At 44.9% G+C, this 23,065-nt stretch carries 21 protein-coding genes, 1 tRNA gene and 2 pseudogenes; 13 read left to right on the top strand and 11 right to left on the bottom strand.

Features of this window, described 5'->3' with window-relative positions:
* Positions 1–125: 125 nt before the first annotated feature.
* Positions 126–1,298, bottom strand: coding sequence for a 1-deoxy-D-xylulose-5-phosphate reductoisomerase (dxr, locus tag H6G48_RS17990; protein WP_190722724.1), 1,173 nt, complete (start codon positions 1,296–1,298; stop codon positions 126–128).
* Between the two features lie 483 nt (positions 1,299–1,781).
* The gene (locus tag H6G48_RS17985; RefSeq protein WP_190722723.1) at positions 1,782–2,615 is read right to left on the bottom strand and encodes an acyl-CoA desaturase; all 834 of its coding nucleotides are present in this window, start codon (positions 2,613–2,615) and stop codon (positions 1,782–1,784) included.
* Positions 2,616–2,734: 119 nt separating this feature from the next.
* Here H6G48_RS17985 and H6G48_RS17980 point away from each other — a divergent pair, with 119 nt between their 5' ends.
* The 3 genes from H6G48_RS17980 (at position 2,735) to H6G48_RS17970 (ending at position 6,692) form a co-directional block, all read left to right on the top strand.
* The gene (locus tag H6G48_RS17980) at positions 2,735–3,988 is read left to right on the top strand and encodes a methionine gamma-lyase family protein (RefSeq protein WP_190722722.1); all 1,254 of its coding nucleotides are present in this window, start codon (positions 2,735–2,737) and stop codon (positions 3,986–3,988) included.
* 308 nt (positions 3,989–4,296) lie between these two features.
* Positions 4,297–5,112 carry a prohibitin family protein gene (locus H6G48_RS17975; protein WP_190722721.1) on the top strand — a complete coding sequence of 272 codons (816 nt, stop codon included), beginning with the start codon at positions 4,297–4,299 and terminating at the stop codon, positions 5,110–5,112.
* Positions 5,113–5,429: 317 nt separating this feature from the next.
* Positions 5,430–6,692, top strand: a complete 1,263-nt coding sequence (locus H6G48_RS17970) for a vWA domain-containing protein (protein ID WP_190722720.1) — start codon at positions 5,430–5,432, stop codon at positions 6,690–6,692.
* 57 nt (positions 6,693–6,749) lie between these two features.
* Here H6G48_RS17970 and ruvX read toward each other — a convergent pair whose 3' ends face one another.
* From ruvX to H6G48_RS26935, 3 genes are read right to left on the bottom strand one after another with little or no spacing between them, the layout of a single operon-like run.
* Complete coding sequence (gene ruvX, locus H6G48_RS17965) at positions 6,750–7,187, bottom strand: Holliday junction resolvase RuvX (protein WP_002763343.1); 438 nt, start codon at positions 7,185–7,187, stop codon at positions 6,750–6,752.
* The gene (locus H6G48_RS17960) at positions 7,187–8,428 is read right to left on the bottom strand and encodes a GNAT family N-acetyltransferase (RefSeq protein ID WP_190722719.1); all 1,242 of its coding nucleotides are present in this window, start codon (positions 8,426–8,428) and stop codon (positions 7,187–7,189) included. Before H6G48_RS17960 ends, ruvX begins: the two co-directional genes overlap by 1 nt.
* A 28-nt stretch (positions 8,429–8,456) precedes the next feature.
* On the bottom strand, positions 8,457–8,582 hold the full coding sequence (locus tag H6G48_RS26935; protein WP_268807312.1) for a hypothetical protein: 126 nt from the start codon (positions 8,580–8,582) through the stop codon (positions 8,457–8,459).
* A gap of 58 nt (positions 8,583–8,640) precedes the next feature.
* On the opposite strand from H6G48_RS26935, the gene H6G48_RS17955 reads away from it, so the two are divergent.
* Both H6G48_RS17955 and H6G48_RS17950 read left to right on the top strand, forming a co-directional pair.
* Positions 8,641–9,147, top strand: a complete 507-nt coding sequence (locus H6G48_RS17955; protein ID WP_002741066.1) for a hypothetical protein — start codon at positions 8,641–8,643, stop codon at positions 9,145–9,147.
* A gap of 8 nt (positions 9,148–9,155) precedes the next feature.
* Complete coding sequence (locus H6G48_RS17950; protein ID WP_061432305.1) at positions 9,156–9,563, top strand: MAPEG family protein; 408 nt, start codon at positions 9,156–9,158, stop codon at positions 9,561–9,563.
* A 71-nt stretch (positions 9,564–9,634) separates the two neighbouring features.
* On the opposite strand, the gene H6G48_RS17945 is transcribed toward H6G48_RS17950, so the two are convergent.
* On the bottom strand, positions 9,635–10,675 hold the full coding sequence (locus tag H6G48_RS17945) for an amidohydrolase family protein (RefSeq protein WP_190722718.1): 1,041 nt from the start codon (positions 10,673–10,675) through the stop codon (positions 9,635–9,637).
* Positions 10,676–10,963: 288 nt separating this feature from the next.
* Between H6G48_RS17945 and carB the strand changes: the two genes are divergently transcribed.
* Complete coding sequence (gene carB, locus H6G48_RS17940; RefSeq protein WP_190722717.1) at positions 10,964–14,209, top strand: carbamoyl-phosphate synthase large subunit; 3,246 nt, start codon at positions 10,964–10,966, stop codon at positions 14,207–14,209.
* 252 nt (positions 14,210–14,461) lie between these two features.
* The gene (locus H6G48_RS17935; RefSeq protein WP_190722716.1) at positions 14,462–15,865 is read left to right on the top strand and encodes a TldD/PmbA family protein; all 1,404 of its coding nucleotides are present in this window, start codon (positions 14,462–14,464) and stop codon (positions 15,863–15,865) included.
* Between the two features lie 122 nt (positions 15,866–15,987).
* On the opposite strand, the gene tatA is transcribed toward H6G48_RS17935, so the two are convergent.
* The 3 genes from tatA to H6G48_RS17920 form a co-directional block, all read right to left on the bottom strand.
* The gene (gene tatA / locus H6G48_RS17930; RefSeq protein ID WP_190722715.1) at positions 15,988–16,164 is read right to left on the bottom strand and encodes a twin-arginine translocase TatA/TatE family subunit; all 177 of its coding nucleotides are present in this window, start codon (positions 16,162–16,164) and stop codon (positions 15,988–15,990) included.
* Between the two features lie 105 nt (positions 16,165–16,269).
* Positions 16,270–17,700 carry a dihydrolipoyl dehydrogenase gene (lpdA, locus tag H6G48_RS17925; protein ID WP_190722714.1) on the bottom strand — a complete coding sequence of 477 codons (1,431 nt, stop codon included), beginning with the start codon at positions 17,698–17,700 and terminating at the stop codon, positions 16,270–16,272.
* A 441-nt stretch (positions 17,701–18,141) separates the two neighbouring features.
* Positions 18,142–18,840 carry a DUF3782 domain-containing protein gene (locus H6G48_RS17920; RefSeq protein ID WP_147071181.1) on the bottom strand — a complete coding sequence of 233 codons (699 nt, stop codon included), beginning with the start codon at positions 18,838–18,840 and terminating at the stop codon, positions 18,142–18,144.
* Positions 18,841–19,190: 350 nt separating this feature from the next.
* Between H6G48_RS17920 and queG the strand changes: the two genes are divergently transcribed.
* Together queG and H6G48_RS17910 are read left to right on the top strand one after the other, a co-directional pair.
* Complete coding sequence (gene queG, locus H6G48_RS17915) at positions 19,191–20,138, top strand: tRNA epoxyqueuosine(34) reductase QueG (protein WP_190722713.1); 948 nt, start codon at positions 19,191–19,193, stop codon at positions 20,136–20,138.
* On the top strand, positions 20,128–20,766 hold the full coding sequence (locus tag H6G48_RS17910) for an HAD-IA family hydrolase (RefSeq protein WP_190722712.1): 639 nt from the start codon (positions 20,128–20,130) through the stop codon (positions 20,764–20,766). Before queG ends, H6G48_RS17910 begins: the two co-directional genes overlap by 11 nt.
* An 87-nt stretch (positions 20,767–20,853) precedes the next feature.
* On the opposite strand, the gene H6G48_RS17905 is transcribed toward H6G48_RS17910, so the two are convergent.
* Positions 20,854–20,939 (bottom strand) — tRNA-Leu (locus H6G48_RS17905).
* A gap of 171 nt (positions 20,940–21,110) precedes the next feature.
* On the opposite strand from H6G48_RS17905, the gene ndhL reads away from it, so the two are divergent.
* The 4 genes and pseudogenes from ndhL to H6G48_RS17885 form a co-directional block, all read left to right on the top strand.
* Positions 21,111–21,350, top strand: a complete 240-nt coding sequence (gene ndhL, locus H6G48_RS17900) for an NAD(P)H-quinone oxidoreductase subunit L (protein WP_002732218.1) — start codon at positions 21,111–21,113, stop codon at positions 21,348–21,350.
* Between the two features lie 20 nt (positions 21,351–21,370).
* Positions 21,371–21,676, top strand: a complete 306-nt coding sequence (locus H6G48_RS17895; protein WP_002763321.1) for a DUF3007 family protein — start codon at positions 21,371–21,373, stop codon at positions 21,674–21,676.
* A gap of 4 nt (positions 21,677–21,680) precedes the next feature.
* Positions 21,681–22,109, top strand: a complete 429-nt coding sequence (locus H6G48_RS17890) for an ATP-dependent zinc protease family protein (protein WP_002795887.1) — start codon at positions 21,681–21,683, stop codon at positions 22,107–22,109.
* 155 nt (positions 22,110–22,264) lie between these two features.
* Positions 22,265–22,629: pseudogene (locus H6G48_RS17885) on the top strand (transposase family protein); the annotation flags it as partial.
* Between the two features lie 16 nt (positions 22,630–22,645).
* On the opposite strand, the pseudogene H6G48_RS17880 reads toward H6G48_RS17885, so the two are convergent.
* A pseudogene (locus tag H6G48_RS17880) lies at positions 22,646–23,065 on the bottom strand (IS701 family transposase); the annotation flags it as partial.

Raw genomic sequence — 23,065 nt, 5'->3', positions numbered from 1 at the left:
CTCAAAAATTAATTAGGCAAGAGGTTTATTGAAGGTTATCTAGAAAAAATAGCCGAAATTAGTAATTTTTCTATCCTAGACCTGTAGAGACATTAGAGTTAACATCCCTACAGAATCTAGACTATCTAGACCAGATTGGCAATCAGACAGTTAGATACCTCTTGACGCGCCCAATTATCGGCGGCTAAAATGTCATCTAGGCTAGGGGTAGAAGTGTTATGAATTGCAAAGCGATCGCAAACTTTTTCGATCACCCGGGGAATATCTAAGAAGCTAATCTTTTCTTCTAAAAATAACGCTACCGCTTGTTCATTAGCCGCGTTTAATACTGCTGGCATTGCCCCACCTGCGCGGCCAGCTGCGTAGGCTAATCCCATACAGGGATATTTTTGATGATCGGGTTCTTTGAAAGTTAAACTGCCGGCTTTAACTAAATTCAAAGGTTCCCAATCGGTATAAATTCTTTCGGGCCAAGACAAGGCATATAACAGGGGTAAACGCATATCTGGCCAGCCTAATTGAGCTAAAACCGATGTATCCTGTAACTCAATTAAAGAGTGAATAATACTTTGAGGATGAATAACAATATCGATCGCATTATAATCGACACCAAATAAATAATGAGCTTCGATAACTTCTAGACCTTTATTCATTAAAGTAGCCGAATCGATGGTGATTTTTCTGCCCATAGACCAGTTAGGATGTTTCAGGGCATCAGCTACGGTTACTTGCGGCAATTTTTCCACGGGTAAATCCCGAAAAGCACCCCCAGAAGCGGTGAGAATAATCTTTTTTAATCCCCCAGTGGGAACTCCCTGTAAACATTGAAAAATAGCTGAATGTTCCGAGTCAGCAGGTAATAATTTAACTCGGTGTTTTTCCACTAAAGGCAGCACCACTGGACCGCCAGCAATCAGGGTTTCTTTATTAGCGAGGGCGATATCTTTACCAGCAGTAATAGCGGCAATTGTCGGCAGCAATCCCGCACAACCGACAATTCCCGTGACGACGCTTTCGGAATCGCCATAACGGGCCACTTCGATTACTCCTTCCTTTCCTGCTAGGATAATCGGGGTATAGTCAAGGTCGGAAATTAGGCTTTTTAGGTCTTCTAGTTGACCTTCGTTATTAATCGCCACGATTTGCGGGCGAAATTGCCGAATTTGCTCCGATAGTAGTTGAATATTATTACCCGTGGCTAATCCCACCACTTGAAACTTATCGGGATGATCGGTGACAATATCGAGAGTTTGAGTGCCGATCGAGCCTGTAGAGCCTAAAATCGAGATTTTTTTCATTAGAAACTTAATATAATTTGGGGATTAGCTTTAAATATACGTTCTCTGGGGTCTTTCCGGCACATCAGCGTAAATATTAAACATTTGTTAAAAAAGTTGATAGTTTGACCTTTTTATGCTACGGCTTAGAAAAAGTTAGCGATAGAGATGGTGACAGAGAAGAAATCGAATAGAAAGGCCAATGGATTAGGCTGTCTAGCGGGGGGTCTGGTTTTTTGCCTCTTATTTCCCCTGTGTGTTTTCTTTTTTGGTTGGTTATCCTTCGCTCTTGGGATGAGTTGTGCTTTCCCAGTCAATGTTCGACAGAGGAGGAAATAATCAAGTTTATCCTATCAATGATTTCGTTTTTTGGGGGAGGATTCGCCGTACCTATATTCCTCAGTTGTGCCGTGGGAAAAGCCGTTAGATTTGGGTTAAGTCGGAGAAAAAATAACCGAACTTAAACATAAGTTCGGCTAGATTTAATTTAACAACTGGATAAAACTAACTTTCTGTCGCCGTTGCTGTGCTGGGGGGTAACTTAATATTAGTAGCTAATCCCAGAATTTGCAGCAGACGAATGGTCATCCAAGTCAGGTCAACTTCCCACCATTGTAGTCCATGACGGGCAGAATACTGATAGGCATGGTGATTATTGTGCCAACCTTCACCAAAAGTTAAGAGAGCAACCCACCAACAATTTTTAGAATTATCGTGGGACTCATGGCTAACATAACCAAATTTGTGGGTGGCGCTATTGACAAACCAAGTGGAGTGGAAAACTAAGACCAAGCGAACAAAAATTCCCCAAATTACAAACGGCCAACCGCCTATAGCATAGAGAATTAAGCCTAAAACAATTTGGATAGGAACAAAATAATTTTGACAGAATTTATAGAAAGGATCGTCGGCGATATCTTGGGTAAAACGAGCGATTTCTTCGTCGGCAGGAATTTCGTGCAGCATCCAACCCATGTGACTCCACCAAAAACCTTTATTAGAATCGTGGGGATCGGGAGCAGTATCAGAATATTTATGATGAATACGATGTAAACCTATCCATGCGATCGCACCCCCCTGACAAGCGAGGGTCCCGCAGAAAACCAGAAAGTATTCTAGCCATTTGGGAGTCTTAAAACTCCGATGGGAGACCAGACGATGAAAACCGAGGGTAATTCCTAAACCCCCGGTAATCCAATAGAGAATCAATGTCACTCCCACTGCACCCCAGCTAAAATTGCTAGGCAAGAAGGCTAAAAGAGCCACTAAGTGGATAAAAGCCATGTAGATGAGAGTCACCCAGTCAATGGGAAGTTTTTCGGAAGTCGCAACAGTCATTGAATAACCCAAAGGGAAACAACAGGAGACAGAGCATCATCGTCTTATCTGTCTCGATTTGACACAGGGGGAACTTTGACGCTTAATAAATAGTAACAAATATCACAGTCTATTGTTTGATGGATATCCCCCCTCTACTCCACAGGGCAGAAAAGGCCTTACTGCCCATTTTTTCGGAAATTGACGCACAGGTCAAGGAAAATCTCCGTCAAGTCCTCTGCGCTTTCCGTGCAAACCGCGTCGGGGTGCATCATTTTGCCAGTGTTAGTGGTTATGGTCATGATGACTTGGGACGGGATACTTTAGATCAAGTGTTCGCCCAAGCCCTGGGGGCCGAAAAGGCAGCGGTGCGGGTACAATTTGTTTCAGGAACCCATGCGATCGCCTGTGCCTTGTATGGGGTTCTTCGACCGGGGGATGAGATGTTAGCGGTAGCGGGTGCGCCCTACGATACCCTAGAAGAAGTAATTGGGATTAGGGGCAGTGGTCAAGGCTCTTTAAAGGATTTTGGCGTTAGTTATCGGCAATTAGAGCTAGATTCTACCGGTGCGATCGATTGGTTGGCCTTGGCAACAGCAGTTAAACCCCAAACCCGTTTAGTACATATTCAAAGGTCTTGCGGTTATTCCTGGCGATCGAGTTTGTCTATTGACGAAATCGAGAGAATTGTCCGTATAGTTAAACAACAAAACCCGAATACGGTCTGTTTTGTCGATAATTGCTATGGAGAATTTATCAACACCCAAGAACCCACCAACGTGGGGGCAGATCTAATGGCCGGTTCTCTAATTAAAAATCCCGGAGGTACAATCGTCACGGCCGGGGGATACATAGCAGGTAAAGCGGAATTAGTGGAAATGGCCTGCTATCGTCTGACAGCACCGGGGATCGGTAGGGAGGGAGGGGCAACTTTTGACCAAAATCGTCTTCTTTATCAGGGATTGTTTCTAGCACCGCAAATGGTGGGAGAAGCGATGAAAGGCAGTCATTTAATTGCCTATGTGGGCGATAAGTTGGGTTATCCAGTCAATCCCGCTCCTTTTGTGCCTCGACGCGATATTATTCAAGCGATTAAACTCGGTTCCCCCGATAAGCTGATTGCCTTCTGTAAAGCCATTCAAGCCTATTCTCCCATCGGTTCCTACTTGGAACCCATTCCTGCCCAAATGCCGGGCTATGAGAGCCAAGTAGTGATGGCTGGTGGCACGTTTATCGATGGTAGCACCTCGGAATTCTCCGCCGATGGACCCCTACGGGAACCCTATATCGTTTTTTGTCAGGGGGGAACCCATTGGACTCATATTTCCCTGGCCCTAGAACAAGCGATCGCCGCTTTGTTGAATGGTTCCCCTAACCTTCCTTCTCTCCCTTAGTTAAAATCCTAACTTCCTGTCTTTGTGGTTAACAAAAAGTAAAACTTAGGGTGCGTTAGACAGCCAAAATTGCTGCTGTGACTGGAAGGTAACAATCCCTCGTAACGCACCACCTATCATCGACTGTGATTGTGTGATGGACTATGATTGAAGTAACGCACCACCTATCATCAACTAAGTAGCCGGTTACAATTAAAGATAAAATACAAAGAACCAGAAGCTTGTCCCACTATCTAAAAATTAATTGAGATTACTTACTTATAATAACAGTGGTACGATAAAACCGATCAAATATCTCAGGAGTTGTCATGAATTACAATCGCAATATAATACCATTAATGGCGGGGGGAATTTTAATATTAGCTTTTACTACCATACTGCGCCCTTTTGCCGTTATTGATACTGGCGAACGCGGCGTTGTCATGTACTTTGGCAAAGTGCAGAAACAAATCCTCGATGAAGGAATTCATCCCGTGATACCGATTGTCACCAAGATCAAGACCCTCAACGTTCGAGTGCAAACAACGGAAGTAAAGGCAAAAGGAGCTTCCAAAGATTTGCAAGATGTGGAAACAACTATTATCGTTAACTGGCACATCGACCCCGACAAAGTTAATCAGATTTATCAACAAGTTGGGGATATCAATGAGATTGTCTCTGGTATTATCAACCCAGCAGTATCGGAAATTGTCAAAGCAGCAACAGCACAACGTCCCGTACAAAATATCTTGCAAGAGCGAGGAGAACTCAAACGTGAAATTGACAATTCCCTCGCCCAAAGACTAAGACGTTATGGGATAATTATCAATGATGTATCTCTCGTTAATTTTGGTTTTTCTGAAGAGTTTAACGCAGCGATTGAAGCCAAACAAGTAGCGGAACAAAAGGCACAAGAAGCTGCTTTTCGCGCACAACAAGCAGCACAGGAAGCGAAAGCGGAAATCAACCGCGCGAAGGGACAGGCAGAAGCTCAAAAACTATTGCGCCAAAACCTAACAGCAGAAATTTTACAACAACGAGCAATCGAAAAGTGGGATGGACGTTTTCCTGTCGTCATGACTGGTTCAGGCTCCCTTCCCCTGATCAACATCGATTCCAATTTGTTATCATCTCAAAAAAAGTAAATAACTTTAGTTCGCATTAAAGAGATTTTACCATGACTTCCACGAAAGAATAGGGCCGACTGGCTAAGGTAAAATTTCCCGCAAGAACTGCTGGGGCCGCATCTTAACTTTGTAGAAATATCGACAATCGGGAATTATCAGTGATTTTAAAATTATTCCCAATATATGAACAACCGCAGGTGAGTATCGTAGATTGACGAAAATTAAATGCAGCCACTTCTGGAACTTGTTTAACTCGATGCCGGACGGTAAAATAAACACAAATCTAACTATACTCATTACAATATAAATATCAACGACCACGATTAAAAACTCTTATGCGGGTAACTCTAAAATCGGCCTTGAGTGACAGTCATATCGATGCTAATCAAAACAGCAGTCAACGTCAACTGATGCTATCGATCGCCGCCACCAGTGAACAGATCAACACAAATTTACCGATTAATCTTTGTTTAGTTCTCGATCATAGCGGTTCTATGCAGGGAAAACCGCTAGAAACGGTCAAAAAAGCGGCTTTAAGTTTAATAGAATCCCTCGGAGTTAATGATCGTCTCTCGGTAATAGCTTTCGATCATCGCGCCAAAGTTATTCTTCCCTCCCAATCGCGAGAGGATGATCTGACCTTAATTCGCTCAAAAATTCAACAATTACAAGCGGGGGGAGGTACGGCGATCGATGAAGGGATAAAATTAGGTATCCAAGAAAGTTCCAGCGGCAGCAAAGGTTATGTATCTCATATTTTTCTGCTTACCGATGGTGAAAATGAACACGGAGATAATCAACGCTGTTTAAAATTAGCCGCAGTAGCGGCTGAGTACGGTATCACCTTAAATACCTTCGGTTTTGGCGATCGTTGGAATCAAGATATCCTAGAAAAAATTGCCGATATCGCTGGCGGAAGTTTATCTTATATCGAAAGACCCGAACAGGCTTTAATTGAATTTACTCGTCTGTTTAACCGTCTGCAATCTGTGCGGTTAACTAACGCTTTCCTGCAATTAGAATTAGATTCCAGGACTCATTTAGCGGAGTTAAAACCCATTGCCCAAGTTGCTCCAGAAACTATAGAAATGAGCCTACAAAAAGAGGGCAATTTTTACATCACCCGTTTGGGTGATTTAATGATAGATGAAGAAAAAATTCTCCTCCTCAATCTCTATATTGACCAAATTCCCCCCGGTACTCACACCATAGCTAAAGTGAAGATTCGCTACGATGATCCCGCTTCCGGTCAAAAAGGACTAGAAACTGCGACTTTTAGCCTTGATATCACCTCCCAAGCTATCTATCAATCCCAATTAAACGAGCAAGTTCAGAAATCGACTCTGACTTTAGCCAAATATCGTCAAACCCAAATCGCTGAAGAAAAATTAAAACAGGGCGATCGAGCAGCCGCCGCCACCATGCTACAAACCGCGGCCAAAACCGCTCTACAGTTGGGAGAAAAAAACGCCGCCACTGTCCTCCAAACTAATGCCACCCGTTTACAGGTGGGAGAAGAATTGAGCGAGGGAGATTTAAAGAAAACCCGCATTATTGCTAAAACAAGACTACAAACCGACGAAGAAGCAGGAAAATGATTAAAATTCGCCCCTTGCCCCTAGTAATTTTTCTGGTGACAATGTTCGCTCTTCCCCTCAAACAACAGTATTAACTCGCCGTCGGCGATCGAGCCATTGTTGTAAAATAATCGCCGCCGCTTCCCGATCGATCGCTCCCTTATCCCAAGAGGAAAACTGTTTTTTGGCTTTTAAGAATTCTTCCGCCTCTAGGGACGTGCAACGCTCATCAATGTATTCGAGGGGCAAATCTAAGGCGATCGCTAGTTTCTGGGCGTATTTTTGCACCTGTTGGGCCTGAAATCCTAGTTCTCCGGCCATGGTATAGGGCAGTCCCGCCACCAAAATCTTAATATTTCTTTCCTTGACAATCGCCTCAAACTGTGGTAATTCGGCAACAAAGGAAGAACGGATAATCGTGGTTAAACCGGTGGCGATTAAACCAGTGCCGTCACATCCTGCCACTCCTACCCGTTTTTTGCCGATATCTAAGCCGAGGGCGGCGACTCTTTCCATCACACTGGATGCCCCTGATCGGGGGGTTCCGAGGGCGGTTTGACCGGGGGAAGTTCCCCCGGACTGTCGAGGGGGTCCAGGGGGGGATTATTGGGCCATTTTAACCAAGACATCCGACTAGGGATGGGAGTTCGCGGCACCGGTTGTAAACCCTGCAGCATTTCTGCCAGGGCGGAATTTTCCGGCTTAGTTTCGCGGATTTTGTGCCATACCGAGCGCGACATCATCAGGGTGTGGGAACTGCGGATCGCTCCCAATTGTTCCAGATATTCCCGTCTTTCGTGCTGATAATCGGCAGATATCAACTCTAGCGAGCGAGGGGTATACTTGCGAGTGATCTGGGCCATCTGGATTAATAACTTAGGATAGAGCCAAGTGTAGGCGGGATGGACAATTAATTTCGCTTGATGGGGTCGCTCATCCCGATTAGATAGAATTAATTCAAAATAACCGATCGCCGCTTTTCGTTGCGGTTCAAAAACGTAACCGCGACTAATTTGCGGACTGCCGCACCAACTTTGACAGCGATAGAGCAAACTATCAACTAAACTGATTTTAAAATCCTGGATATGGCGATCAAATACCTGACGCAGTAGCGGCGGCATAGACACACAATCTAACTGATAAAGTAATTGAGCGTCAGCATTGCTCACGGGCAGTAAATTCGGTAAATCTGCCTCTTGTTTGCTCAATTCCTGTAATAATTGCGGCGGTAAAGACCAATAGGTTAATTCCGCCAAAGGCTGAAAACCGTGTTGCCGGAAAAGTGCCAAACTGTCCTTTTGATTGATATTAACCTCTAACACCCAGGTGCGCGCTTCCCAAACCGTTTCTAGACAATAACGCAGTAATTGCGCCCCGATGCCCTTGGGTTCGCTTAAAGACTCCGCCGGATGCACCCGCACCTGTTCCACCCGCCAAGTGCTGCGACTACTATTAAAAGGGGTGACTTGGATTGCCCCGCGAATTTTCCCTTCTTCTCCCCGATTGGCCATGGACTCAGCCACATAGACATGAAAACGGTGTTGGAGAGGATTGGGAAAAAAACTGAGAATTTTAAACAACCCAAACCAAGGCCGCACCTGTTGCACCTGCGTGCGGAAATTTTGGGCGCGACGATCAATATCCTCATCGAAGTCATCCAGGGTTAAAGCTTCAATGTCTTCCAAATCCCGATATTGTACGGGACGGATCTGGCGATCGCTAAAATCGTCCCCTTGGGGAACAGGAGAAGTGGTCATGGCTCTGGGGTAAATATCGTCTATGCACCTATCTTACCGCAGAATCTAGAGGCACTTCCCCACCAATAACAATTTCTGAGGGATCATAGGGGACCACCACCGAAAGAACACCTCGATCGGTCGCTGGGGTTTTTTGGGCCAAATTTCCGATCATGACAATTCGATGCTACAATAACGGACGGTTAATCAGTCCGAATTTGCAGTAAAAGTCTTTGAGTCAATCTGTAGATACCACTAACACCCTAGACACTCTAGCTCAAGAACTAGCCGCCATTCAGCAGACCGGTTCTAAGCGCGTCGCTTTATTGGGTTCCCGTCACGTTCCCATCACGCACCAGCAATTGATCGAAATGATGGCCTATGCCCTCGTGCTGGCGGGCAATCGGATTATGACCTCCGGGGCGACGGGAACCAATTCCGCCGTCATTAAGGGGGCAATGCGGGCAGATCCTAATCTGTTAACCGTGATCTTACCCCAAAGTCTCGATCGCCAGCCCCTGGAATCCCAAGAACAACTCCAGCAGGTTATCCATCTGGTGGAATGTCCCGAAAATGACCATCTATCCCTAGGGGAAGCCAGCAGCCTCTGTAATCGGGAGATTATCAATCGTTGTCAACAGTTAATCTGTTTTGCTTTCCACGACAGTCAAACCCTTTTGCAAACCTGCGCGGAAGCGGAAGATCAACGCAAGCTAGTTACCCTATTTTATTTTGACTAAATTCAGCGATGAATCTCTCCGTCAGTGCCATTCTTCTCTATTCGATAGTGGCTGCCGCTATCTCTGTCTATCTACCTTTTCTGCTGGTGGCTTACGCTAGAGCTAAGGTGGGTTACGATACCTCCGCTCCCCGGGCCATGTTCGACCAACTCCCAGACTACGCTAAACGAGCAACTTGGGCCCATCAAAATGGTTTTGAAACCTTTATGATCTATAGTGCCGCCGCTCTCATGGCCTACGTTACAGGAGTCTCCTCCTCCCTGGCCGCTACCTGTGCGATCGCTTTTGTGATCCTCCGGCTTTTATTTTCCCTTTTTTATATCACTAATGTCCCAATCGCTCGTTCCCTGATGTTCGGTCTCGGCTCTCTCTGTACCTATACTCTCTTTGGGTTGAGTTTAATCAAGATTCAGTAGTTCGGGAGGGGCAAAAACCCCGATGGGAAATCGGGTTAGAAGTTGCTTAACCCGAACTAAAGTTAATTCTGTTACTGATAAACTGGTAATTTGGGATTATCCACTGATAACAAACCAGTTAAAAGTGAGGCGGGTTTTTGACTGTAGGGCCAGGCAAAAGCATGACGAAAAGCCGCATCTTGACAAGCTTGTAATTGTCGAAAATCGATCACGTCCAGGGTGAGTAAATTTTCGTACTCGAAGGGCAGCCGGACATTGTGTAAACCGGCATTATCGGTACAGATAGCAATATCAACCCCCGCTTCAGAACAGCGATCAAAGACTATCTTTAATTGCGATAAACTTTTGAGGGTGCCAGTTTTTAAATAGGTGGTGGGACAGACTTCTAAACATTGATGACGACGGGCAACTTCCGGCAGCAATTCCGGATATTGTAGGGGAATTTGAATACCGTGACCAATTCTTTGCAGATAGGGCAGTAATTGGGGATAACAACCGTCCTTTGTTTCGTAAAGATGGCCGGTGGTATTTAAACCCTCTTCCCTGGCATAACTGTATAAACCAGCAAATTCCTCTAGTCGAGTTTGGTAGTAGGAATCACCCCCGGCAATATCGATCGCACAGACGTATTCTTTCATCTCTAGGGCCAGATCAACGATCGCTTTGTTGACTTCGGAGGGAAGTCGCGAGTGCATACAGAGAATTTGACTGGTAATAATCGGATATTCGCTCATTTTCGAGGCTTGACCGACGATCTCGACAATCGAGCGCATTTGCTCGATTCGCTCTGTTTGGTTCAAATGTTCGTCGGTGCGATAGTAGGGAGTATAGCGCAATTCTAAATAGGCAAGATTCTCGAAGATGTAAGCGCCGCGAATCAGACGATAAATAAAATAGGGCAAAGTTTGGGCGGTTTGAACACTTTCGACGAGGGTATGTAATTCCAAATACTCATCTAAACTATTGCGTTCACGGGTGTAAAATTCCTCAAAAGCGGGGTATTCCTGGAATTTGGCCGCTAAATCCCGCTCATGTCTGTGAAAGTAGCGCCAGAGAATTCTCGGTACTACCGATCCCCCTAAATGCCGATGCAAATCTGCGTATAAAGCCACAACTCCGATGCTCCTTAGTCTCTCAAATGTTCCTTAAATATAACGAAGTTTTACAATTGTTTGACAATCGTTCCCAAATAGTACCAGTACCTATCCGGTGAGCGGTTGGGTGTTGGGGAGCGGGGAGATAGTGAACAGTCGCTAGTGCAAGGCTCAGATCTGATCACCGATCACTGATTCAAGGCTGACAGCTAGAATAAGGTCATTAAACCTAAATAAAGCTTTAGGGAATAGAGGGGTGACAACATATACAATGATTGGGGTTTATCCTCAAGCAACCCTAAGCCTATGCCACGCCGTGATGACTTACAGAAAATCCTAATCTTGGGCGCTGGCCCGATTGTCATCGGACAAGCCTGTGAATTCGACTATTCGGGAACTCAAGCCTGTAAAGCCCTACGAGAAGAAGGTTATGAGGTAATTTTAGTCAATTCTAACCCCGCCTCGATCATGACCGATCCAGAAATGGCCGATCGCACCTACATTGAACCAATTCTGCCGGAAATTGTCGAGAAAATTATCGCCAAAGAACGTCCTGATGCGATTCTACCGACTATGGGCGGCCAAACTGCCCTCAATACCGCCGTAGCTTTGGCCAAAAGCGGCGTTTTAGAAAAATATAACGTGGAACTGATCGGGGCAAAACTTCCCGCTATTGAAAAAGCCGAAGATAGGGAACTATTCAAAAAAGCAATGGAGAAAATCGGTGTTCCCGTTTGTCCTTCGGGGATTGCCAACAATTTAGAGGAGGCAAAAGCGATCGGTCATCAGATCGGTTCCTATCCTCTCATTATCCGGCCGGCCTTCACTTTAGGCGGAACGGGGGGCGGTATTGCCTATAACCAAGAAGAATTTGAACCGATGGCCCAGTATGGTCTAGATTGTTCGCCTACATCGCAAATTCTCGTCGAAAAATCCCTAATTGGCTGGAAAGAATACGAATTAGAGGTCATGCGCGATCTAGCCGATAACGTGGTGATCATCTGTTCGATCGAAAACTTTGACCCGATGGGGGTCCATACCGGCGACTCGATTACGGTTGCGCCCGCCCAAACCCTGACCGATAAAGAATACCAACGCCTCCGGGACTATTCTAAGGCAATTATTCGGGAAATTGGCGTAGAAACCGGCGGATCGAACATCCAATTCTCCGTTAATCCCACTAACGGCGACGTAATCGTGATTGAGATGAATCCCCGGGTATCCCGTTCTTCGGCCCTAGCATCGAAAGCCACGGGATTCCCGATCGCTAAATTTGCCGCTAAACTAGCAGTAGGCTACACTTTAGACGAAATTCCCAACGATATCACCAAAAAAACCCCGGCTTCCTTTGAACCGACTATCGATTACGTCGTCACCAAAATTCCTCGCTTTGCCTTCGAGAAATTCCCTGGCTCCCAACCGATTCTAACCACCCAGATGAAATCCGTCGGGGAAGCCATGGCTATCGGTCGAACTTTCCAAGAATCCTTTCAAAAAGCGCTTCGCTCCCTAGAAACGGGACGTTTTGGCTTTGGTTGCGATAAAGTCGAAACTCTCCCCCCTCTCTCGGAAGTCCGGGCCGGTTTGCGGACACCTAACCCCGAACGGGTTTATAGTATCTATCATGCTTTTAAATTGGGCATGAATGGGGAGGAAATCCACGAACTAACCGGGATCGATCCCTGGTTCCTCGATAAATTGGCCGATTTGATGGAAACCGAGAAGTTTCTCAAACGAACTCCCCTGAAAAGTCTCGGCAAAGAGGACCTATTCGCTATTAAACAACAGGGATTTAGCGATCGCCAAATCGCCTTCGCCACCAACAGCAGCGAGGACGAAGTGAGAAGTTATCGCAAGGGTTTAGGTATTGTTCCCGTTTATAAAATGGTGGATACCTGCGCGGCGGAATTTGAGGCCCTGACACCCTACTATTATTCCACCTACGAACAGGTAGAATCGGAAGTTTTACCCTCCGATAAACGCAAAGTGATGATCCTCGGTGGTGGTCCCAATCGCATCGGCCAGGGGATAGAATTTGACTACTGTTGTTGTCATGCCGCTTTTTCCCTCAGTCAAGCCGGTTTTGAGACGATTATGGTCAACTCTAACCCGGAAACTGTCTCCACCGATTACGATACCAGCGATCGCCTTTACTTTGAACCCCTGACCAAAGAGGATGTCTTAAATATCATCGAAGCGGAACAACCAGAGGGTTTAATTATTCAATTCGGTGGGCAAACTCCCTTAAAACTGGCGGTTCCCCTGCAAAAATATTTAGAATCGCCTAATTGTCCCGTAAATACCAAAATTTGGGGAACTTCACCCGATTCGATCGATACCGCCGAAGATCGGGAACGTTTTGAAAAAATCCTCCGAGAATTAGATATCCGACAACCCCTCAACGGTATTGCCCGCAATTTCCAAGAATCCCAAGCGGTGGCTCAACGCATCGGTTATCCTGTAGTAGTACGTCCGTCCTACGTTTTGGGCGGTCGGGCGATGGAAATCGTCTATTCCGATAGCGAATTGGAACGCTATATGAAGTATGCGGTACAGATAGAACCGGATCACCCGATTTTAATCGATAAATTCCTCGAAAATGCCATCGAAGTGGATGTGGATGCCCTGTCAGATGCCACGGGAACAGTAGTTATCGGGGGATTAATGGAACATATCGAACAAGCGGGCGTACATTCGGGCGATTCTGCCTGTTCTATCCCCCATACGTCCCTGAGTGCCTCGGTTTTAACCACAATTCGACAATGGACGGTGGAACTAGCGAAAGCTTTAAAAGTAATCGGTTTGATGAATATCCAGTATGCGGTACAGGGGGAGACAGTTTATATCTTAGAAGCGAATCCCCGCGCTAGTCGTACTGTTCCCTACGTTTCCAAAGCAACGGGAGTTCCTCTGGCAAAAGTTGCCTCCCTCGTCATGTCGGGCAAAACCCTAGCAGAATTGGGTATCATCAGCGAAGCAATTCCCCGTCATATCGCCGTCAAAGAAGCGGTTTTACCCTTCCAGAAGTTCCCCGGTGCTGATACTCTCCTGGGACCAGAAATGCGTTCTACAGGGGAAGTAATGGGGATTGACAGCGATTTTGGCAAAGCTTTCGCTAAGGCAGAAATGGCCGCCGGCGTGATTTTAGCCACCAGTGGGACGGTTTTTGTCTCGATGAACGATCGCGATAAAACCCCCATGGTTCCCGTAGTTAAGGATCTGCAATCCCTCGGTTTTCGCGTCGTCGCCACTTCCGGAACTCGTAAAGTTTTGTTAGAAAACGGTTGCGAAAATATCGATTTAGTGCTAAAGATTCACGAAGGTCGTCCCCACGTTATCGATTGGATCAAAAATGACTTGATTCAGTTTATTGTCAATACTCCCAGTGGTGAAGAATCCCAAAACGATGGCCGACAAATTCGCCGTACTGCCCTCGATTATAAGTTACCAATTATCACCACTATCGCCGGGGCAAAAGCGACGGTAGCGGCCTTAAAATCCCTGCAATCCCAACCTTTAGAGGTGAAAGCTTTACAGGATTATCTCGCCTAATTTCAGTTGTCAGTGATCAGTTATCATACTAAATCCGTTGAGTAACGCACAGAAAACGGGTTTCTCGGAGAAACCCGTTTTCTACTCATGCACTCATGCAAAAAGGCGAATAAATAATCAGTCTTTAATAACCAGATTTAGTATCAGTTATCAGTTCACTCTTTACTGCTTACTGTTTACTGATTACTGATTACTGTTCACAGCAAAAAAGCTCCCCACTTCCCACTTCATAATTCATAATTCATAATTCCTATGACCGATACTCTCACCGACTATAAAAACCTAATTAGCGAACTGATTAACCGTTATAAAAACCGCGTCGATTTCCTGACAATTCGTCTGGAAGAAGCGCGGGGGACGAATATTCTACTACGTTCCGAACGAGTGGAAACCCTCAGCGAAGGTATTGCTATCGGTGGTCAGGTACGCGCTTGTTATAAAGGAGGTTGGGGATTTGCCAGCTTTAATCAATTATCCAGTTTACAGGAACGATTAGAAGATGCGATCGCTGCTGCCCGTTTAATTGGGGAAGAAGAAACCCTGATTGCTCCGGTAGAACCTGTAATTATTAGTTGTGAATTGCCTTTAACGGGAACGGATCCCCGTTTAGTACCATTAGCTGATAAAAAAGCCCTCTGCGATCGCTATAATAATTTATTGCGTCAACATCATCCCAGTATTGCCACCACTTCCGTCCGTTACAGCGATAGCAGTCAACATATTCTTTTAGGCACTTCTGACGGGACTTTAATCGAACAAAAATGGTCGGACTTAGAAATGCGTTTTTCGGCCACCGCTAGGGATGGGGACAGCGTACAAACAGGCCGGGAAACCACGGGCTCCCGAAAAGCTTTCGAGGATCTGGTCAATTTAGAAGAACAGGTGCAGGGGGCGGCTAAACGTGCCGTACAAGCCCTAGTTTTGCCCCCTGTCAAGGGCGATACCTACACCGTCGTCATCGATCCCATTTTAACCGGTCTGTTCGTCCATGAGGCTTTTGGCCACCTTTCCGAGGCAGATATGTTATACGAAAATCCCGACCTTTTGGAAGTGATGAGTATGGGCAAACGTTTTGGACCAGATAACCTGCAAATCTTTGACGGGGCCTATCCGGAAGGTCATCGGGGCAGTTATTTTTATGACGATGAGGGAACCCCCGCGACCACGACTCAGTTAATTAAAGATGGGGTTTTGGTGGGAAGACTGCATTCGCGGGAAACGGCGGGCAAATTAGGCGAAAAACCGACCGGTAACGCTCGTTGTCTCAATTATCATTATCCGCCCATTGTCCGCATGACCAACACTTGGATTGAACGGGGAACCACTGCCGTTAAAGAGTTATTTTCGGGGATAAAAACGGGAGTTTATGCCCAAAATTGGCAGGGAGGCATGACTAACGGCGAAATGTTCACTTTTAGCGCCGGGGAAGCTTGGATGATTCGCGATGGGGAAATTGCTGAACCGGTTAAGGATGTGACTCTCTCCGGTAATGTCTTTAAAACCCTAGCCAATATTGAGGCAATTGGGGATGATTTCTACTGGGACGAGTCGGGAGGCTGCGGAAAAGGGGGTCAAAGTGGTTTACCCGTCGGCTGCGGTGGCCCCAGTCTCCGCATCCGCGATGTGGTGGTGGGGGGAGAAGCAGATATTCAGTAATCAGTGAGCAGTAAACAGTAATCAGTGATCAGTAAACAGCAAAGAGTGAAAAGAAAGTGGGAAACTACTATTTAATACTGATAACTGATAACTGCTGTAGCGGAGTTTCATCCTGGCGAAATCTATCTCATCTTCTCGTCACTGTCTTCAATTTCTTGCTCATCTTTATTGATTTCTTCTTTAAATCCCCGTAAAGTTTTCCCCAAAGCTGCCCCAAATTCGGGTATTTTTTTCGGTCCAAATATCAGGAGAACAACCACAGCAATAATTACTATTTCTGGCCAACCTAATCCAAACATAATCTTGAAAGTAAAAAGTAAAAAAAGAGAAAGGAGTCAGAATTCAGGAGTCAGAAACTTAACGGTAATAACTGATAACTGATAACTGATAACTGATAACTGACTCTATGCTGCCACTTCAGCGCGTTTATAAGCTTCGTCGAGGACTTCTGAGAGAGTTGGATGGGTGTGGATGCGGAAAGCGAGTTCATGGACAGATTTACGTTCAGCGATCGCATTGGCCGCTTCTTGAATTAAATCCGATGCGTGGATACCGATAATATGAACACCGAGTAATTCGCCCGTATCCTGACGATAAACGACTTTAGCGATGCCTTCCGTTTCTCCTTCCGCTAAAGCCTTGGAATTTCCCTTAAAATAGGTTTTGACAGCAGCGACCTTATACCCTTCTTCCTGTGCCAAAACTTCTGCTTGCGGTTCCGTTAAACCCACATAACTAATTTCGGGGTGGGTAAAAGCAGCGGCGGGAATACTGCGATAATCGATGGTTTTTGGGCGATTACAGATATTTTCAATGGCTATTACCCCTTGACCCGAAGCAGCGTGAGCTAACATCATTTTACCCGTAGCATCACCCACAGCCCAGAGATGGGGAACCGGTTCACCGGACTGAATTACCTGCATTTTGTCATTAACGGCAATAAAACCGCGTTTATCCAGTTCTACCCCCACAAATTCCAATCCGAGATTCTTTGTCGCCGGGATTCTTCCTGTAGCGACTAAACAAGCATCTACTTCTAAAATTTCAATCGCTTCTTTGCTTTTTGCGTCCACCAGTTCAATGGCCACAGGATTCCCCGGTTTAATACTTTTTGCCAAAACTCCCACATAAGTCTCGATGTCTCTAGGTTTAATCAGAACTCTTTCAGCGATTTTCGAGATTTCTGGGTCAAATCCAGGCATGAGACTATCTAAAGCTTCGATCATCGTCACTTCACAACCCAAAGCGGTGTATATATCCGAAAATTCCAGACCGATATAACCACTACCGATAATTGCGATCCACTTGGGTAAAGTTTCTAATCTAACGGCCTCATCGCTGGTAAAAACCGTTTTATGATCGATCTCGATCCCCGGTGGGACAAAGGGAACCGACCCCGGACAGAGCATAATATCCTTAGCGGTGTAGATTTTTTCGCCACTATCCCCGATGACGCTAACTTTTTGCGGACCGGCGATTTTTCCCCAACCGTGGATAGTATCAACCTTGAGACGTTTAAGACTATTAGTGAGATCGCCTCTAATTTTACTGACAAGGTTGTTAGCATGATCGGCAATTGTCGGACGGTCAAAATTAACGCCAGCGATGGCAATACCTAGACTTTTCAGATGGTCACTATCGGCTAATTCTCGCACTCGTCCCGAGGCTGCCAGTAAAGCTTTAGAAGGAATACAACCGCGATTGACACAGGTTCCTCCCATATCTTTGGCTTCGATAATAGCCGTTTTTAGCCCACATTTGACCGCGTGTAGGGCTGCTCCGTGGCCACCAACTCCAGCACCGATAATAATTAAATCGTAGTCGAATTCACTCATAGTCTCTCTGACTCTCAAAGTTAGCATTATCCCATTTTACGATCCACTGTGATCAAGCGGTGCTATCCCGGTCAAAAACTGGAGCCAGTTTTTAGCCATCAGGCTCTTGTGCATTGAAACTGGCTATTGGCAATTTTAGGACAAGACGTTACTAGACCTCTGGTAAAAATCAAAAATTGTTGTTGGGATTAGGAGCCGGTCGTCAGTAGTCAGGAGAATTAAGCATGAATAATAATCAATTAAATGGTCTCTTCACAGATTTTAGGCAATTTAATCCTTATTTTTGCCGTTTTTGAATCCTCAAAAATTAATTATGCAAGACGTTACTGAATCAAAATATGAATACTAATCCTGCATCGTATCCATAAGTTAGTATAGTCCTAGGTTGGAAAAATTAGACCTGCTGCCAATACTTTGCCAGATGAAGGAACCATCTTTCTCCTACCATAATTTAGGCTCGAAACCAGAATCATTAATGATTTCTACCGTTTCTCCCGATGGTTTAATTACAAATAAACCTTGTTTATAGGCATAACGATCTACTCCTTCATCTATTTCTATTCCTGCCACTGCACCATAAGCTTGATAGTTTTTATAATGGGGAAATGCTTGTTTAAATCGACTTAATTTTTCTAAAAACTCGTTGACATCATCTTTCGATAAACGAGACTTACATTCTACTAAAACTACCTCGGTTTCATCGACGGCTAAAATATCAATCTCCATGGCTATTCCTTGCCGTTTTACCCTGGCACGACTGTAGGTTTCTTTGACATCGATACCTTTGCCACGAAATAGGCTAATAACAGCAGGTTCGACTAATTCCTCGACAAATCTTCCCCAGCGAGTGGTTAAACTATCCACAGCACGACTGGTATTGGCCACTGTTTTCTCTAGCTTGGCTAAACGGCGATCGGCTTCAGCAGCCCGGCGATCGGCTTCGGCGGCCCAGCGATCGGCTTCGGCCTTGGCTTCGGCGGCCCGGCGATCGGCTTCGGCCTTGGCTTCGGCGGCCCGGCGATCGGCTTCGGCCTTGGCTTCAGCAGCCCGGCGATCGTATTCTTGGCGTGATTGTTCAAACTTTTCGTTAGTTTTCTCAAAAAGTTTATAGATATCTTCGATGGTAATCGGTTGAGACATGGTTATTTGTTTTAATCTTTCTTATTTTACTATAATTGTACTAGCAAAGTGCAAGTCATTTTAGGGACGGGTGTTAATTGAGCAAGTCAATAGTTATACTAAATCCGTTGAGTAACGCACAGAAAACGGGTTTCTCGGAGAAACCCGTTTTCTACTCATGCACTCATGCAAAACGGAGAATAAATAATCAGTTTTTAATAACTGGATTTAGTATGAGGACGATATAGCGGGGACGGGAACCACAACAGTTTCTTCGTTGATCATAGTTTCTAACTGTTCAGCCTGGGATTTGGCTCAATAAATTGATCATTGTAAATAATTGTTACAAATACTTGACTTAAGATATTTCTATGGTATCAGAAACACAGATCAAAGAAAAAGCGCTAGAGTTGGGCTTCCATGGGGTCGGTATTGCCTCTGTGGACAGCCAAGACTCGGCGGTATCCCATCTAAAAAGCTGGTTAGAGCGGGGTTATCACGCTGATATGGATTGGATGACTAACCCGAAACGACAGGATATCAAAACTCTTTGGCCAGAAGCGCGATCGCTAATTGGTCTCGCCCTTAACTACTACACCCCCCAGCAACACAGTCAAGAGCAAAACCATGGCAAAATTTCCCGTTATGCTTGGGGACGGGATTATCACAAAGTATTAAGTAAAAAATTAAAAGCCCTCAGTCAATGGTTAGAAAGTCAGGGGGAGCAAATTCAAACCCGTTACTATGTGGATACAGGACCGGTACAGGATAAAGTTTGGGCGCAAAGAGCAGGGATCGGCTGGATTGCCAAGAATGGTAACTTAATTACCCGTAATTACGGCAGTTGGGTTTTTTTAGCCGAAATATTAACTAATTTACCTTTAGAACCCGATCGACCCCATAGCGCCCATTGTGGCACCTGTAGCCGTTGTTTAAGCGCTTGTCCGACCCAAGCAATAGTTAGTCCCTCTGTGGTGGATGCTAATCGCTGTATTGCATATCATACCATCGAAAATCGTGCTGTAACTTTGCCTACAGAAATTGCCGAGAATTTACAAGGTTGGGTAGCTGGCTGCGATATCTGTCAAGATGTCTGTCCTTGGAATCAACGTTTTGCCCAAGTTACCGACGTGGAGGATTTTCAACCTCGTCCCGAAAACCTCTCGCCAAGGTTGGAGGAATTAGCTAATCTAACTATAGAGGAGTGGGATCGTCGTTTCATCTCGTCAGCCCTGCGTCGAATTAAACCCCAGCAGTGGCGACGTAATGCCCAAGCTAATTTAGCCCATTCCCCTCACCCCGCACAAGATGACAATTAAAGTAGTCCTGTTCGATTTTGATGGTACTATCGCCGATACCCACGATACTTTCGTGGAGATTGTCAATCGTTTGGCTAAAAATTTTGGTTATCAACCCATCAACGAGGAAGATTTGGCCAGACTAAAAAACCTTAGTTCCCAAGAAATTATTAAACAATCCCAAGTTTCCCCCGTTAAAATCCCTTTTTTACTCTATCGAGTTAAACGGGAATTAAATAAACAAATTGAATGTCTGAAACCTTTCCATGGCTGGCATCACTGCCTCGCCACTCTTAAAGAAAGAGGCTATAGATTAGGAATAATAACTTCTAATACCAAGGAAAACGTCACCATATTTTTAGCAAATAATCAACTCTTAAATTTATTTGATTTTATCTATTCGGGAACGCCTTTATTCGGCAAACACAAAATTATCGATCGCCTGATTCGAGAAAATAAATTCTGTCTCGATGAAATGATTTATGTCGGCGATGAAACTAGAGATATTACTGCTGCCCAAAAAAGTCGAGTGCAAGTGGTGGCCGTCGCTTGGGGCTTTAACTCCCCTCAAATTCTCACTCAATTTAACCCCGATCATCTGATTCATCATCCCCTAGAATTATTGGATATTTTAGATAGGGCTGGCTGAAAAAGTTTTTCCTAGGGGCAAGGAGAGGCAGTTTGGGCATTTGTACTAAAATACCCAACACTCAGTTTAAATATAGACTTCGAGCGATGGGGGCAGAGAGACTCGAACTCTCACGAGCTTATAAGGCTCAACGGATTTTAAGTCCGTAGCGTCTACCATTCCGCCACGCCCCCGTTATTTAACCGACAATTTTTTATCATATCACAAATAATTTAATTGGCAAGAGTATTTTCAACAATTATTTTAGCCCGCCAATTCGATCGCCGCAAAGGGGGAAAGAGGGGGTAAAATAATCAGCAGGTGAATTGCCGTTCACCGACAGCCATTGAGAAAAATCAATCCTTATGCAATCAATTCTGACGCAAGAAACCATTATCATCGCCCTGATCTACCTATCTCTCAGTGTCTTGTATTTGCTCGTCATTCCCGCCGTTATCTACTACTACCTCAATACGCGCTGGTATGTGGCTTCTTCTTGGGAAAGAGGGTTTATGTACTTTCTGATGAGCTTTTTCTTCCCCGGGATGCTGTTGTTAAGTCCTTTCCTTAACTTCCGTCCCCAACGTCGTACCCTAAAAGCTTAAGTTATCAACCAAAAAAACCCATGAGACGCATCGATGTCATCGGGATTGGTATAGGGATGTTTGCTATGGGCGGCATCCTCTACATTATCCTACAAAAAACCGGTTTAGATAGTGCTTCGGCGGGAATTTGGAGTCAAGCGGTGTTGGTAGGTGGTGTCATCGGTTGGATTTTTACCTATCTGTTTCGAGTTGCCACCGATAATATGACCTACGGCAAACAGCGCAAGGATTACGAAGATGCCGTCTTTAAAAAACGCCTGGAAGCGATGACTCCCGAAGAAATCGCCCAAATGCAGCGGGAAATCGAAGAAGAAAAAACTAAATAGACGGATGAAACCCGATAAAATCATCATCGGTTGGCGAGAATGGCTGGATTTACCTGATTTAGGCATTACCAAAATAAAGGCCAAGATTGATACAGGCGCTCGCTCCTCGGCCCTACACGCTTTTCATCTCCACCCTTTTCTGGATGGCGATCGCAATTGGCTGCGCTTTCAAGTTCATCCCTACCAAAAAGATAGTCACCACACTGTCACCACCACCGCAGAAATCCTCGAATGGCGACAGGTAAAAAATTCTGGGGGTCAAAGTCAACTACGTCCTGTTATTAGAACAAGTGTATTGCTTGGTGGTCGTCAATGGGCGATCGAATTAACTTTAACTAATCGCGATGTCATGGGTTTTCGGATGTTATTAGGACGAGAAGCGCTGAAAAAAGGCTTTCTTGTCCATCCGAATAAGTCTTTTTTACTGAGTTAAGTTATATTTAGGGTTTGCGGCAAAAAGTTTTTCGGTGGTGGCAGGGTGTGGCCCCCCCAACCCCCTAGGGCTGTTTCATTCTCCCATCAGAATATCAAAAGTAAAAGCGATCACTATCAGGTAAAATGATAAGTGACCGGCAACTTTTAAAACATATGTTGAGCTTAATAGAAAAACTGAAACAAGTCAAGGACTTTCGGAAAGATCAAGGAAAAAGACACCCTTTATGGATAGTATTAGTAGTAATAATACTAGGAACAATGCTAGGATACTCAGGTTAGAGAGAGCTAGGAGAGTTTGCTAAAAATAATCGGCACAGGCTCAGTCAAGAATTTAATATAATTCCCGAAAGAGTCCCATCCTATTCAACAATTAGAAGGGTAATGATGGGAGTTAAATGGCAGAGTTTGTTAAAAATGTTTAATGAATGGGCATTAGAAGAATATGGACAAAGAGATGACATAAATTGGGGCTAGGTATAGATGGAAAAAGTCTCAAAAACACCCGAAAAAATCCTAATGGGACTTAAACAAATTTCAAGCCCAAATAAAGCCTAAACTGGCTTTGTAAGCGGCAAACACATCCCGATTCTCGGTCAGCCACTCAAAGAAACGGAAAGACATCGCTGTCCGAAAAGCTTCTAAAGCTTCCACAAAAGTGTTTAAAGGTCGATTCGCCCACCGCCTTTGCAATCCCCCAGTTAACTTATGCCACAGGATAAATGTATAGGCACAAAACACCAAGATAAAATGACGAAGTAAGCTTCGTTTATCCCTGACTTGGTATTCCCTTAACCCTAACCATCCTTTGGCTTCTCGGTAGAATACTTCCACCCAATTTCTTTCGGTGTAAGTCTTGACTATCCACGACGCTGTTACTGTATCTGCCTCAACTACATTGGTGATGAAATAGTCCACCTCTGTGGCTTTTTCCATTGAACTTGCATTCATGACGAT

Origin of the sequence: Microcystis flos-aquae FACHB-1344 (assembly GCF_014698375.1) — a bacterium.
Lineage (GTDB): Bacteria > Cyanobacteriota > Cyanobacteriia > Cyanobacteriales > Microcystaceae > Microcystis > Microcystis aeruginosa.
Note: the sequence above shows the minus strand (reverse complement) of the source record. Positions and strands in the feature narration are given on the sequence as shown.